A 14204-nucleotide genomic window follows, 5' to 3' on the forward strand; every position below is an offset into this window, starting at 1 on the left:
GCGCTCTGATCTGGAGGCGGGTAGATCTGTTGTCGTGATCGGCGGGTTGGATGCTCCCTTTCGGATCGACGGATCGCCGCTTACGGGGAGTGTTGATTTGTTGCGTGTACATGTCATTCGCGCTGACCATCAAAAGTCGTGGCCTTGACTCGGGCGTGCCGCCCTATCCATACTTGTGGAACTTATGCACTTCGATGTACAGCAGGAGGTGAAAGAAATGAAGGTCAAGGTTGCCGAGAAGCAGGAAACCGTCCGCACCACCACGCCGTACGTCGCTGGCTAGGTGAAATCGGTGGGGGCTCGTTAATTCGGGCCCCCACCTCCCCATGAGACATTCCGGCCCCTGGGAGAGAACCCTGCATGACCGCTCTTCACTCACGCGTCCGCCCCGCTTTCTTCTCGACTCTGGACGATGCCCGCAGGCGCCTGGATGCCGAGGGGACGGATACCCCCGTTTTCCTCCTGGTCACCGCTCCGGACGGCAGCGGCAAGGCTGACACGGTCCACGCCTGGCTCGACGCCGCGGGGAACGGGCAGTTGGCGGAGCGTGTGGTGTCGGGTAGCGGCGACAAGCTGACACATGGCTACTTCGCCGGCTTCCAACCTTTGGTGGACCATGCGCTGGCCCTCGCCGAGGTTGAGAATCCCGACCTGGTGGCGGCGGCAGAGCAGTCTCTCAAGCGATTCTTTCCGCATCGGGACTCGCCCGCCTACCGGGTGCCGAAGGACCTTACCGGAATTGCGAGCCGGGACGAGCGTACCCGGTTTTACTTCCATGACTACCAGGGCAAACTGCTAAACGGCGTGTATGAATTCCTGGACAGTTTCCTTGCCGCCTCCGAGCAGCCCTACACCCTGGTCATCGACAACGCCGAGCGCCTGTCGCCCACGGCTATGCAGTTTCTCGACATCGTCGCCCGTCGCCGGACCCTCTGCCGCCGCCTGACGATCGTCCTCCTGGTCAACGGTGAACCGGACATCACCCTCGCCGAGCACAGCGCGCAGGTCACCCTGCCGCCGCTGTCCAAGAGCGAGGCCCGGGAACTGGTCGAGACATGGGGATTCGAGCCGCTGGCACCCAAGCGACTCGACAGCCTGTGGCGGCTCGCGCAGGGCCGGCCCGCCCGGCTCTCGGCGCTGATGCGCTGTGTCGACCTGAACGTGGCGCTGCCCGGCTACCTGACCTTCGAGACGCACCTCGACCTCTACCTGAGCCTGCTCGGCGAGCGGGCCAGGTACGACCTGGTGGAGAAGCATGTCCGGGCACACTGCTCGGACGACGACCCGATCGCGGTACGGAACTACGACACCTTCGACGCCGGCACCCGGGAGCGCGCGCACCGTACGGTGATCGCCGGCCTTGCCGGGACGCCGGAGGAGATCTTCCATCCGATCCACCACAGCAGCCTGCAGAGTGCGTCCGACCGGATGGTGGCCCTGGCCCCACTGTCGATCTCCCTTCAGGAGATCGGGCTCTACAACACCTGGTTCGACCTGTTCTCCCGCTTCTGGGCGGACCCGCAGCTGCGTACCCTTCCCGGTGGCGGGCAGACGCACAACCTGGCCTACCTGCGGATGGCCTTCGTGTTGTACTCGCTCAAGCTGGCGCACGTCTCCATCCCGTACCTGGACGCGTTCTACCAGCACTTTCCGCAGAGCCTCTACACGCCCACCGTGCTGTACTCGCAGAGCATGGCGCACGGTCGGTACCAGACGCCGCCGGACCTCGTCACCGCGGAGCGTTTCGCGCTGCTCAATCTGGAGAAGATCAGCAGCGAGTTCCAGGACCATCCGAAGCACGAGTACATCAAGGTCTTCGCGGAGAACGCACTGGCCTACATCCGCGCCCGGCAGGGCCGGATGGACGAGGCGCTGAAGCTGTGCACCGAGGGCATGGACCGGATGCAGAGGATCTACGGCGACGAGAAGTACGCGCTACACCAGTCGATCCTCGTCTACAACACGGCGCAGATCTACGAGATGGTGAAGGACTTCCCGAAGGCGTACGAGGTCTACCAGCGGACCATCGGCCTCGACCCGAACTACGGCGAGTACGCCAACGACCTCGCGAACATGCTGCAGCGTACGGGGCGGTTCGAGGAGGCGCTGGAGTACTACGAGCGGGCCATGAAGTTGTGTCCGCCGTACTACGAGGCCCACCTCAACCGCGCCCGCCTCCACCTGCAGACCGGAGACACGGAAGCCGCCGAGCGAGACTTCCGGCGAGCGGCCGAGCTGAATCCCGAGGAGGCACGGGCGCACCTGGGACTCGGCACGCTCCAGCTCAAGCAGGGCCGGCCTGCCGAGGCCCTGGACAGCCTGGACGCGGCCGTTTACCACGATGCGTCGAATGCGCAGGCCTGGAGCAATCGGGGTCTGGCCCTGTCCGAACTCGGGCGCGCGGACGAGGCCGAAGAAAGCCTGCGGACCGCCGTGGCCCGCAACCCCAAGCTCGCCGAGGCGTGGAACAACCTCGCCCACGTCCTTCACGCGAGCGGGCGTGTGGAGCAGTCCCTGACGTCTCTGGACAACTCGGTACGGCTCTCCGACGACCCGGACTACGTCTACAATCGGGCACTGCTCCGGTTGGAGGTGGGTGACCTGGCCGGGGCTTCCGCGGACATCGACCTCGCCGCGGAGCGCGGCGCGGATGCCATCGAGTTGGCCGAGTTGCGTGCTCGACTGTCCAAGGTCTCGGGTGCTACTTCGAATTGACGTGTCCTCGGCGATCGGGCCGGGTTCGCAGAGACATGAGGATCACCGGCATCAACAAGGAGCATCTCGTGTCACCCGCTGAGCGCCGCGGACTGCCCGAGCAACGTTCCCTGCGTACGTTGCTGGCGGCGTACGCGGTGAGCCAGTTCGGCAACTGGCTGTTCCGTACGGCTGTCGTCTACTACGCCTACAACGAGAACCGTGGCTCCAACGCGGTGCTCACCACGGCGATCGTGCTGGTGTACCTACCCATCCTGTTCGGCTCGCGGCTACTCGCCCCGCTGGCCGACCGCACTGACACGCGGCGCACCCTGATCGGGTTGGACGTGCTGCGCGCCGTGGTGCTCGCGGTGCTGCTCATAGCCGTACTGGGCGGCATCACCTTCATCAGCGCGGCCACCATCGGCGTGCTGGCGATCCTCAGCCTGTTGACCCCGTTCTTCACCGCTTCGCAGACGGCCTACCTGCGACGTGTGCTGCCGACCGACCGCATCTCGCCGGCACTCGCGGCGGTGTCGAAGGTCGACTGGTGGATGTTCGTGCTGGGTACCGCGGCCGGGCCGCTGGTCTTGGTGGTCAGTGATCTGCCCACGTTGATCGCCCTGGACATCGCCACCTTCGTCGTGTCCGCGCTGCTGCTGGTACGCCTCATGCCGGCGCCCGTGCCGACCGCAGGTCGCAGTGGCGGCGCGGCTACCGGCTCGGGCCGGCCTCGGCTGAGCACGAGCAGCACCTGGATGCTGGTGAGTGTCTTCGCGCTCAACGTCGGCGCGGGACTGATCAACGTCTACCCGAACGTGGTCGCCCGGAACTACCTCGGCGACAGCGCCAGTTGGTTGAGTGTCATCAACCTGGCCAACGGCATCGGGGCGGTAATCGGTGCCACCCTGGTCGGACGACTCGGCAAGCGGTACGGTCTGCGGCCCGGAGTGCTCGCCGCCGTGGCCGTGTCCCTGTCGTTGGCGGGCATGACCTTCGTGACGACTCCCTGGGTCGCGGTTCTCACGAGTTCCACCATGTTGCTGGCCGGCCAGGTGTTCGCGGTGGTCCTCCAGACCCGGATCCTGGAGAACGAGCCGATCGCGGTCGCGGGGCGGGTCTCCGGCCTGTTCACCCTGGGGACCTTCGCCGGTGTCACGGTGAGCGTCGCGCTGTTCCTGGGTGTCACCAGCATCGCCCCGCTGCGGACCTCGCTCACCGTACTGCTGGTGGGCGGCGCCGTGGCGGCTCTGGGGTCGGCTCTCATCGGCGCTGCCGCGGCGCGGCGCTACGGGAACACCGCACCCGAGCCCGCCACGGAGGCGCAGGCCGGGCAGGAGGAACCCGGCACGGTCAACGGACGACTCCCGGACCTCGACGCGGAGGCGAACGCACTGTTGGTGCGGCAGGCGGGTCGGGCCTTCGCCACCGGGGTCGCGCTCGCGTCGACCGTCGACGCCGGCATCCCGCACGCCACCACGGTCAACTCCTTCGTGACCGTCTCACTCGACCCGGCGCTCGTGATGATCTGCGTGGAGCAGGGCTCGCGGCTGGAATCGATGCTCCACGAGGACTCACCGCTGGGTATCACGATCCTCTCGGCCGGGCAGCGCGACGCCGCCCGGTACTTCGCCAGAGCCGACAGACCGGTCGGTGAGAGTCAGTTCGAAGGGCACCCCTGGAAGCCGGGCAAGATCACCGGAGCCCCGCTGCTCGACCTCGGCACCGCGTCGCTCGAATGCCGGGTGCAGACTGTCGTCCCCGCCGGGGACCACGTGATCGTGCTGGCCAGGGTCCTGTCGTTCACCCCGATGGACCAGGACGGGCAGATGCCCCTGGTCTTCTTCGGCGGCAAGTTCCAGGCTCTGGACGCCAACCCCGGTACGCCCAGCGGGGAGACACCGACCGTCCCGGTCGGGGTCGGACGTGCCGGAGCGGAGCGGTGAGCATCGTGTACCCGCCGGCAAGCCGCGATCCGGGTTCGCAGAAGCTGCACGGGTACTCGGTCGCCGACCCGTACCGGTGGCTGGAAGACCCGGACAGCGAGGCGACCCGACGTTGGTCGGAGGCGCAGCGCGAGCTGTGCGACCGCGCGTTCGACGACCTGCCCGGTCGTGCCGCACTGCGTGAGCGCGTCGCCGAACTGCTGCGGACCGGAAGTGTGAGTGCCCCGGTCTGGAGAGGGTCGCGACAGTTCTTCACCCGTCGACTTCCCTCGCAGGAGCGCGCCGTCCTGCTCACCGTGGAACCCGGCGGGGAGGAACGGGTCCTGCTCGATCCGATGCGACTGGATCCGTCCGGTGCCACCACCCTCGACTCGTGGCATCCGGACCCGGAAGGGCGTCGACTCGCCTACAAGATCTCCCTGGGCGGCAACGAGGAGTCTCTTCTCCACGTGTTGGACATCGCGACCGGTGAGCTGCTGGAGGGCCCGATCCCACGGGTGCGTCATTCGGCGATCGCCTGGTTGCCCGGTCGCGACGCCTACTACTACGTCCGTCAGTTGCCGGTCGGCGACGGCGGGGCGACCGGTTCCGATTCGCCACGGAGGGTCTACCTGCATCGGGTCGGCACCGATCCGGCCACGGACGACGTCCTGGTCTTCGGCGACGGGCTCCCCGACACCTACGACTACGGCATCCTGGTCAGTGGCGACGGTCGCTGGCTGAGCCTCGGTGCGTCCCAGGGCACCGAGAACCGCAGCGACCTGTGGCTCGGTGACCTGTCGGCGGGTACGCCGGAGGCGCCGCAGTTCCGCCCGGTCCAGGTGGGCGTGGACGCCGACACCGGCCTGTACATGTGGCGCGACGGCCGGGCGTACCTGTTCACGGACCGCGACGCGCCACGCTCCCGGTTGTGCGTCGCCTCCCCGTCCGACCTTTCCTACACCGCCTGGCGGGATCTGGTCGCTGAGGACCCCGAGGCGGTGCTGTCGGACTTCGCCATTCTCGACGGACCCGAACTGGATCGGCCGCGCCTCCTGGTCGGCTGGACGCGTCACGCCGTCAACGAGGTCACGGTGCACGACCTGGAAACCGGCGAACGGCTCGACACGGTGCCGACGCCGGGAGTGGGAGCGATCGGGGGCCTGTTCGAGCGGCCGGAGGGCGGCCACGAGGCGTGGTTCTCGTACACCGACAGCACCTCGCCGGGGACGGTCCTGCGGTACGACGCCCGCTCCGGCACCACGGAGGTGTGGGCGGCCACGCCCGGCATGGTGGCCGTCCCGGAGGTGCGCAGCTCGCAGGTCAGCTACCGCTCCTGCGACGGTACGACCGTACGCATGCTGGTCGTCGAGCCACTGGACCGTACCGGGCCACGCCCCACGATTCTCTTCGGCTACGGCGGGTTCGGCTCGTCCCTGGTGCCCGCGTACGACCCGTCGATCCTGGCCTGGGTCGAGGCCGGCGGCGTCTACGCGGTGGCGAACCTGCGCGGCGGCGGCGAGGAGGGCGAGCAGTGGCACCGCGCCGGGATGCGGGAGCACAAGCAGAACGTCTTCGACGACTTCCACTCCGCGGCCGAGGCCCTGATCAGTGGGGGCTGGACCACCACGGAGCAACTCGGCACCTACGGCGGCTCCAACGGCGGCCTGCTGGTCGGCGCCGCACTCGTACAGCGGCCCGACCTCTACCGGGCCGTGGTGTGCGAGGCGCCGCTGCTGGACATGGTCCGGTATGAGCGTTTCGGCCTGGGGCGCCTGTGGGCCGGCGAGTACGGGTCGGCGGACGTTCCGGAGGAACTCGGCTGGCTGCTGGCCTATTCCCCGTACCACCACGTGCGGGAGGGGACGGAGTATCCGGCCGTCCTGTTCACCGTCTCCGACAACGACGCACGGGTTGACCCGATGCACGCTCGGAAGATGTGCGCGGCGCTCCAGCACGCGTCGAAGAGCGTTGCGCCGGTCCTGCTGCGCAGTGAGTCCGAGGTGGGGCACAAGGGAAGGTCGATGACCCGGGTGGCCGACCTGACGGCGGATACGCTCGCGTTTCTCGCCTGGCACACCGGCCTGCGTCTGCCCTGACGCCCGCGCGTGGATTCCGGTGGGAGGAGTCCTGATTCGATCAACAGTGGGGTTCGCATGAGTGAGATACCGGGCAGCACCCGTGTCGTGGCGATCGTCGACGCCTATTCCAGCGCCCGTTTCCTCGCGCCGATCTTCAGGGAGCAGGGATACGACTGCGTCCACGTGCGCAGCGCCGACGCCGTCAACCCGGCCTACCAGCGCAGCTACCGGGCGGGGGACTTCGTCGCGGAGATCGTGCATGCCGGTGACGTCGCGGAAACGGCGCAGGCGGTGGCGCGCTACGAACCGGTGTGCCTGATCCCGGGTATCGAAAGCGGCGTCGAACTGGCCGACGTGCTGAGCGAGACCCTGGGGCTGCGGACCAACGGTACGGAACTGAGCAGTGCCCGCCGCGACAAGTTCCGCATGATGGAGGCCGTCAAGGCCGCCGGTGTGCCCGCCACCGAACAGATCCTGGTGACCGATCTCGACGCGCTGCTCGACTGGCAAGGCAAGATCGACGGGCACGTGGTGCTGAAACCGGTCCGGAGCGCGGGCAACGACGGCATCCACTTCTGTGCCGACGCCCAGCAGGTACGTGCCGCGTTCCACGCGCTGATCGGCACCGACAGTGCGCTCGGCACGCAGAACCGGGCGGTGCTCGCCCAGGAGTACCTCGTCGGCGCCGAGTACATAGTGAACACCGTCAGCCTCGACGGCAGGCGCCACGTCACCGATGTCTGGAAGATGCACCACATCAGCGCGAACGGGGTACGCGACCTCGGCGCCAGCGCCCAACTGCTACCGCGGCACGGTCCCGAATCGGACCCATTGGTGGACTACACGTTCAAGGTGCTCGACGCGTTGGGCCTGCAACACGGCCCCGCGCACACCGAGCTCAAACTGACGCCGAACGGCCCGAGGCTGATCGAGACGGCCGCTCGTGCCTGTGGCGCGGACCTGCACATTCCCGTACAGGAGGCGCTCGGCGAGAGCCAGATGGAATGGACCGTCGACGCCTACGTGAATCCCGACCGGTTCCGCGAACGGTGGGAGGCCGGCTACGAACTGTCCAGACACGCCGGGCTCGTCAACATGATCTCGCCGTCGAGCGGGACGCTCCGCGGCTACCCGAAGATGGCCGAGTTGCGGGCGCTCGAAAGTTTCCAGGACATCCTGCTGAACGTCCAGCCCGGCGGCCGGATCCACCGCTCGGTGGACGACTGGACCTACCCGATGCGGGTGTACCTGGTGCACGAGACGGAAAGCACCGTGCTCCACGACATCCTGACCGCCCGCTACCTGGATGGCGACGGCTTCTACGACGTCGTGTGACGCGGTGGCGTCGGATGGGGCCGGGGCCCCCGGTGGTGCCGGCCATTCCGACCGACCCGCCGGTCACGATCGCGGTGTGGTTGTGGTCGAAGGTCGTGCTGTCAGGTTGGCGCGGGAAACTGTACGGAACCGCATCGCGGGCAGCAGTTCGGGCCGAATGCGCCGTACGACGGATCATCGCGCGGATTGGCCGGTGGCCAGCGGTGGGAACGGTTCGCACGCGGGTCCGCTCGTCCGGAGTTACCGCTATCTGATCGCTGGATACGGTTTGCCCGAACAGAATGAAGCTCGTCTACGCGTGCTACGGTGCTTGTCGCAGGCGCCCGGATCCGGAGCGCCTGTGCGAGTTCGCCTTCAAGGCCCACGGGGAAGTGGATGCCGAGTGCTGGACGGCCGCGGTGCGCGGCGAGCCGTAGTGTCCCGCCCGCCGTGCCCGGCGTCGTAACGGCCCGCCTCTGCCCCCCGTCGTACGCGCGGCTGTGCGCTGGTCGTCCGGATGTCGGCCGCGTCGGGCCAGCCAGCGGCCCCAACCCGTGCCGGCGCGGTCGCTGGCCAACCGGCGGGCCTGTCGGGGGTGCGGCCCCGGTACCAAGAGGGATTCCGACGGCGAGCAAGACGGAGGACGCATGCCGACCGTGACGACCAGCCACACCAGCGACCAAGACCCGGTGGATGTGTGGGCGGCCCTGCTGGACAGTGAGTCGTACGCCGCTTACATGGCCGAGGTGCGGGAAATCAAGGTGATCGAGTGGCAGGGTGATCGCCGGGTGAGCCGGTGGTCGGTGCTACTCAAGGGATCCGAGCTGGAATGGGTGGAAGAGGAGTTCATCGACCACGACCGTCGCCGTATCGAGTTTCGGCAGATAGATGGCGACCTTGCCTACTTCACCGGGCATTGGCAGGTCACCGTGGACGAGCGGGGTACCACGGCCGAGCTGGAGGTCGAATTCGACATCGGTATCCCGATGATGAGTGACATGCTCAACCCGGTGGCGGCGCGTGCTCTGGAGGACAACTCGCGTGCCATCCTCGAACAGCTCGAAAGCCGTGCTCGTGCGGCTTCCGCCACGCGGACGAAGCCGTGACCGAAGCCGTGACCGACGCCGATGCCACCATGGCCCGGACCACCTTCCGTAGGCTGCGCGCGCACATGTCACCCGCGCTCGCCCTGGCCGGTAAGTTCGCCGGGCAGGGTGAGGTGGAGACGTCGGCGCAGGGGTGCTGGGTCCGGCTCTCCGACGGTCGGCGGGTGCTGGACTTCGGGTCGTACGCGGTCACCCTCATCGGGCACCGACACCCCGAGGTGGTCGCGGCGGTCGCCGCCCAGCTGGGCACGATGCCGGTGTCCACTCGATCCCTGGGCAATCCGGTCGCCGCGGTCGCCGCCGAGGAACTGGTCGGCTACCTGGGCTCCTCCCTCCCGCGTGTCTACTTCGGAACGAACGGGGCGGACGCCGTCGAGGTCGCGGTGAAGCTGGCACGACTGGCCACCGGCCGCAAGACGGTGGTCGCGGTCCGCGGCGGCTATCACGGCAAGACGATGGGCGCGCTCGCGCTGACCTGGCACCCGAGGTTCCGGTACGGGCTGGAGGAACTGCTTGGCGGCGCCGTACACGCCGATCCGACGGACGAGGACGCGGTACGCCGGGTCGCGGCCGGCGGCGATCTCGCGGCCGTCATCTTCGAGCCGGTACAGGGCGAGAACGGAGTCGTGCCGTTGGATCCGCAGCTCCTGACCCGATGGACGGCCGACGCACGGGATGCCGGAGCGGCCGTGATCGCCGACGAGATCCAGGTCGGGTTACGACGCGGCGGGCCCCGGTCGATCGCCCTGGACAGCGGCCTGGACGTCGACGCGGTACTGCTCGGCAAGCCGCTCGGCGGCGGTGTCGTACCGGTGTCGGCGGCGGTCTGCTCGGACTGGCTCTACCGCCCGCTGGTGGATGATCCTTTCCGGCACACCGCCACCTTCGGCGCACAACCGCTCGGTATGGCGGCAGTCCCGGCGGCGCTGCGCGCCATCGAGGCCAGCGCCGACAACGGCGCCCTCGTCTCGGCCAGGATGGCCGCCGGACTCGCCGAACTGTCCGCCGGCAACCCCGACGTGGTGACCGAGGTCCGGGGCCGGGGACTGATCTGGGGCATCGACTTCGCGTCCGCGGAGCATGCCGGCGAGATCGTGCTCGACCTGGCTCGGCGCGGCCTGCTGACCTCACCGTGCCTGAGCCGACCCGAGACCCTCCGGCTGCTTCCGCCCATGGTCGCGAGTGAGGCCGAGGTATCGCATGCCCTGGAGGCCCTGACCGGCGCCGTCGCGTACGCCCGCGCGAATCTCGCCGGCCGGACCACCGCCGAGGTGGTGTCGTGACCGAAGCGGACGACCCCTTCGGTACGGGCTGGGGCGACGTCAGCGGCGACCTGCCCGCCGACGCGTTGGCCGAGATCGCCGCGCGCGCCGAGCAGGCCGATCGGCAGGGCCGGCCCTCCGGGCGCAGCCTGAGCCTGCTCCGCTCACTGAACTGGCCGGGCCTGGCCGTGCCGGAGAAGTTCCAGGGCGGCGGCGCCGGACTGATCCGCTGCTGCGCCGCGCAGCGCGCGCTCGCGGCGAGCGACCCGGCGCTGGCCATCGGGGTCAACATGCACCTGTTCTCCGTGGGCCTCATGGTCGAGCACTGGCGCCGCCGCACCGACACGTCCTGGCTGCTGATGGAGGCGATCGCCAGCCAGAACCGGCTGCTGGCGTCGGCCTTCGCCGAACCGCACCTCGGCGGCTCCACCACCAGGTCCACGCTGGTCGCCGAACCTGTGGCCAAGGGCTGGCGGGTGTCGGGCCGGAAGCGGCCATGCTCCTTGGCAGGTCAGGCGGACCTGGTGTGCCTACAGGTGCAGACGCCGGCCGATCCACCGACCGTGCTGGTCGCCCTGTTGCCGACCAGCGCGCCCGGACTTCGGGTGATCGAGGACTGGGACGCGATGGGCATGCGCGGCTCGGCTTCGGACACGCTGCTGCTCGAGGACTGTTTCATCCCGCGCGAGTTGGTGTTCTACGAGGCGCCGGCGGGCTCGGAACAGGACGACGTCTTCGCCGCGGGGGTCATCTGGTTCGCGCTCACCTCTACCGCGTGTTATCTCGGGCTGGCCCGAGCCGCACTGCGGCACGCGGGCGACATGCTGCGCGAATCGCACATTGCCCACCTCGGCTACAGCCGGGCCGAGCTACCCAGCTACCAGGCCGCGATCGGAGATCCCGTCGCGGATCTGCTGACCCTGGACGCGGCCTGTTTCGATGTCGCGCGACGCATGGACGAGGGCACCGACCCGAATCAGCTCGTCGGCGCGGCGCTGGCGGTCAAGCAGCAGGCGGTACGGGTGGTACCGGCGGCCGTATCCGCCTTTGCCGAGGCGTGCGGCGGTGCCTCGTACGCCCGTTCGCTGCCGTTGGAACGTCTCTGGCGTGACGCCCAGGCGATCCGCTTCCACCCGCCGACTCCCGTTGCCACCCGCCAGTACCTGGCCCGCCGGGCCCTGGGCATCGCCGCCTCGCTCGACCTCGACGAGGCGGCACCCGCGCTGCGCGCTGAGGTTGGGACACCGCCGACCGGAAACCGGTGGCCGCGAACGAGCGAATCGAGAGGATGAGGTGTACATGACCAGGGACGAACTGGCAGAGGTGGTACGGAGCCGGGTCGCGGAGGTTGTCGGCGTACCCACCGCCGAGATCACCGAGACCACCGATCTTCGCGCCGAGCACGACGTGGACAGCCTGGAGCTGATGGAAATCGGTACCCGGCTGGAGCAGGCGCTCGGCACCCGGATCGACGCGAGCAACCTGATGGACATGCGGAACGTGGGACACGCCGTCGACCTGCTTCACAGCCGCCTTCGGGAGCGGGTGTGACCCAACGGGTGGCCGTCACGGGCATCGGTCTGAAGACGCCCGCCGGCACCGGTGTCGAGCAGGTCCTCGACGCGCTCGCGGAAGGCCGCAGCACCGCGGCGGCCGTACCCGACCTCTGCGACAGAGGGCTGCCGGTCACCTTCGCCTGCCGGGTCCCGGACTTCGACACCACGCCCTACTTCTCCCTACGCGAGCTGCGGCAGGTCGACCGGGTGGCGATGCTGGCGGTCTCGGCGGCAGCCGACGCTTTCGCCGATGCCGGCCTCGGTCCTTTCGCCGACCCCGCGCGGGTCGGCATCACCGTGGGCACCGGGGTCGCCGCACTCAGCTTCGTCGAGCAGTTGGTGATGGAGTACGGCGGCAGCCCGGAACGGCTCCCCGCCTTCAGCGTCACCCGGGCGATGGCAAATTCGGCAGCCGCGCGACTGGCGATCCGGTACGGGATTCAGGGTCCGGCGCCGACCTACGCCATGGCCTGCGTCAGCGGCGCGGCCGCCATCGGCGAGGGCATGCTGAAGATCCGTTCGGGCCAGCTGGACGTCGTGCTCGCTGGCGGTGCCGACGCGCCCGTCTCGCCGGTCGTCGTGTCGTCGTTCGCGCGGATGGGTGCGATGTCGCGCCGCAACGACGACCCCGCCTCCGCCTCCCGTCCGTTCGACGACGAGCGCGACGGCTTCGTGATGGGTGAGGGCGCCGCGTTCCTGATACTGGAGAGTTGGGCGCACGCCGAGGCCAGGGGGGCGTCGATCATCGGCGAACTGCGGGGCTACGGCAGCAACTCCGACGCCCACCACATCGTCGCTCCCCGCGAGGACGGCAGCGCCGCCGCTCGGTGCATGCGGCTCGCGCTCGCCGACGCGGGTCTCGGCCCGGCGGACATCGGGCACGTGAACGCGCACGGCACCTCCACGGTCCAGAACGACCTGGCGGAGGCGCACGCGATCGTCGACTGCTTCGGCACCGCGAGCCCGCCCATCGCGGCGACCAAGGGCTCGCTGGGTCACTCGCTGGGCGCCTCGGGCGCTATCGAGGCGGTGGTGGCCCTGATGTCCGCGGTGAACGGGACGGTGCCCCCGGTGGCCAACTTCCGGTCTGGTCACGGCGGAACGAGCATGGTCGACGTCGTCTCGGGCGCCGTCCGGAAGATCCCTCCGCTGCCGGCGCTGAGCAACTCGTTCGGCTTCGGTGGGCACAACGTCTCGCTGGTGTTCGCACCATGCTGAGCCGGCGGGGGCTGCGCCTGGGGGCAGCGTGCGGGTCCTGATCACCGGGTCCACGGGCGTTGTCGGACAACAGGTCGTACGGGCCTTCGCCGACCTCGGGGTGCAGGTCGTACCGGTGACCCGCAACCCGGCCAGGCCGGGCGAGATTGCGTGGAACCTGGGCGTGGGACCCGCTCCGGAGTCGGTTCGGGGGCCATGGGACGTCGTGGTGCACACGGCCGCGTCCACCCGGTGGAGCATGGATCGCGACGAGGCCGTGGCGGCGAACGTCCGGCCCATGGAGGCGATCCTGAACCTGGTCGACCAGCGGACCCACCTCGTGCACGTGTCCACCGCGTACGCCGACGGCGTCGATTCCGACGAAAAGGCCACCACATCCTGGCCCGGCCGGTACCGCAACGGCTACGAGTGGTCGAAGGCGGAGTGCGAGCGGCTCGCCCGGGAGCGCCATCCCGGCCCGTTGACCGTCATCCGGCCGCCCCTGATCGTGGGCTCCCGGACCGACGGTTCGATCGGTCGGTTCACCGGTCCGTACACACTGGTGCAGACGGTCGTGTCCGGGCTGGCCGCGGCGATCGTCGGTGACCCCCTCGGTTACGCCGAGATCGCCCCGGTGGACCAGGTCGCCGACGTGATCGTGTCAGCGGCGGTGGGTACGCCGCCGACGTCCGTCCGCACTGAGACCGTCACCGGCGGCGGGAAGTGCCTGCGGCTCGGCGAACTGCTCGACATCGTCTGCGGCACGCTCAACCAGTGGCGGGGCGAACGTGGACTCGACCCGATAACGCCGCCGCCCTTCATCGCCAGCCGGCGCTGGCACCGATTCTTCCTGCCGCTGGCGGAGCGGCACCTGTCCGAAGTGCAGTTGCAGGTTGTCCAGCTACTGGGCATGTTCGAGAGCTATACCAGCCTCGACCGGCCGTTCGAGCCGACCCAACAGGTCGAGGATCCCGCCGAAACACTGGCCCGCTCGGTGCGCTGGTGGGCTGATCGCAAACCGCGCCTCGCCTCCAGGACGCCCGAGCCCTGGCGCATGATCGTTGATTGA

At 69.0% G+C, this 14204-nt stretch carries 10 protein-coding genes; all 10 read left to right on the plus strand.

From position 1 onward, the window contains the following. The first annotated feature begins 360 nt into the window (after positions 1 to 360). The 10 genes from AB0J90_RS05290 to AB0J90_RS05335 all read left to right on the plus strand — a co-directional run bounded on the left by AB0J90_RS05290 (position 361) and on the right by AB0J90_RS05335 (position 14204). On the plus strand, positions 361 to 2715 hold the full coding sequence (locus tag AB0J90_RS05290; protein ID WP_363592379.1) for a tetratricopeptide repeat protein: 2355 nt from the start codon (positions 361 to 363) through the stop codon (positions 2713 to 2715). Positions 2716 to 2783: 68 nt separating this feature from the next. Continuing rightward, positions 2784 to 4640, plus strand: coding sequence for an MFS transporter (locus AB0J90_RS05295; protein WP_363592381.1), 1857 nt, complete (start codon positions 2784 to 2786; stop codon positions 4638 to 4640). Beyond that, a complete protein-coding gene (locus tag AB0J90_RS05300; RefSeq protein ID WP_363592383.1) occupies positions 4637 to 6718 on the plus strand; it encodes a prolyl oligopeptidase family serine peptidase in 2082 nt (693 codons plus the stop codon). The genes AB0J90_RS05295 and AB0J90_RS05300 overlap by 4 nt, the downstream gene beginning before the upstream one ends. Before the next feature lie 57 nt (positions 6719 to 6775). Beyond that, positions 6776 to 8035 carry an ATP-grasp domain-containing protein gene (locus AB0J90_RS05305; RefSeq protein WP_363592385.1) on the plus strand — a complete coding sequence of 420 codons (1260 nt, stop codon included), beginning with the start codon at positions 6776 to 6778 and terminating at the stop codon, positions 8033 to 8035. A gap of 626 nt (positions 8036 to 8661) precedes the next feature. Then, a complete protein-coding gene (locus tag AB0J90_RS05310) occupies positions 8662 to 9120 on the plus strand; it encodes an SRPBCC family protein (RefSeq protein WP_363592387.1) in 459 nt (152 codons plus the stop codon). Beyond that, a complete protein-coding gene (locus AB0J90_RS05315; protein WP_363592389.1) occupies positions 9117 to 10403 on the plus strand; it encodes an aspartate aminotransferase family protein in 1287 nt (428 codons plus the stop codon). Before AB0J90_RS05310 ends, AB0J90_RS05315 begins: the two co-directional genes overlap by 4 nt. Next, positions 10400 to 11674 (plus strand): acyl-CoA dehydrogenase family protein, encoded by a 1275-nt coding sequence (locus AB0J90_RS05320; RefSeq protein WP_363592391.1) that lies wholly within the window; start codon positions 10400 to 10402, stop codon positions 11672 to 11674. The genes AB0J90_RS05315 and AB0J90_RS05320 overlap by 4 nt, the downstream gene beginning before the upstream one ends. A gap of 7 nt (positions 11675 to 11681) precedes the next feature. After that, on the plus strand, positions 11682 to 11933 hold the full coding sequence (locus tag AB0J90_RS05325; protein ID WP_363592393.1) for an acyl carrier protein: 252 nt from the start codon (positions 11682 to 11684) through the stop codon (positions 11931 to 11933). After that, positions 11930 to 13156 carry a beta-ketoacyl-[acyl-carrier-protein] synthase family protein gene (locus tag AB0J90_RS05330; protein WP_363592395.1) on the plus strand — a complete coding sequence of 409 codons (1227 nt, stop codon included), beginning with the start codon at positions 11930 to 11932 and terminating at the stop codon, positions 13154 to 13156. Before AB0J90_RS05325 ends, AB0J90_RS05330 begins: the two co-directional genes overlap by 4 nt. A 28-nt stretch (positions 13157 to 13184) precedes the next feature. Further along, positions 13185 to 14204, plus strand: coding sequence for an SDR family oxidoreductase (locus AB0J90_RS05335; protein ID WP_363592397.1), 1020 nt, complete (start codon positions 13185 to 13187; stop codon positions 14202 to 14204).

This window comes from Micromonospora sp. NPDC049523, from assembly GCF_040676775.1.
In the GTDB taxonomy this organism is placed as follows: domain Bacteria; phylum Actinomycetota; class Actinomycetes; order Mycobacteriales; family Micromonosporaceae; genus Micromonospora_G.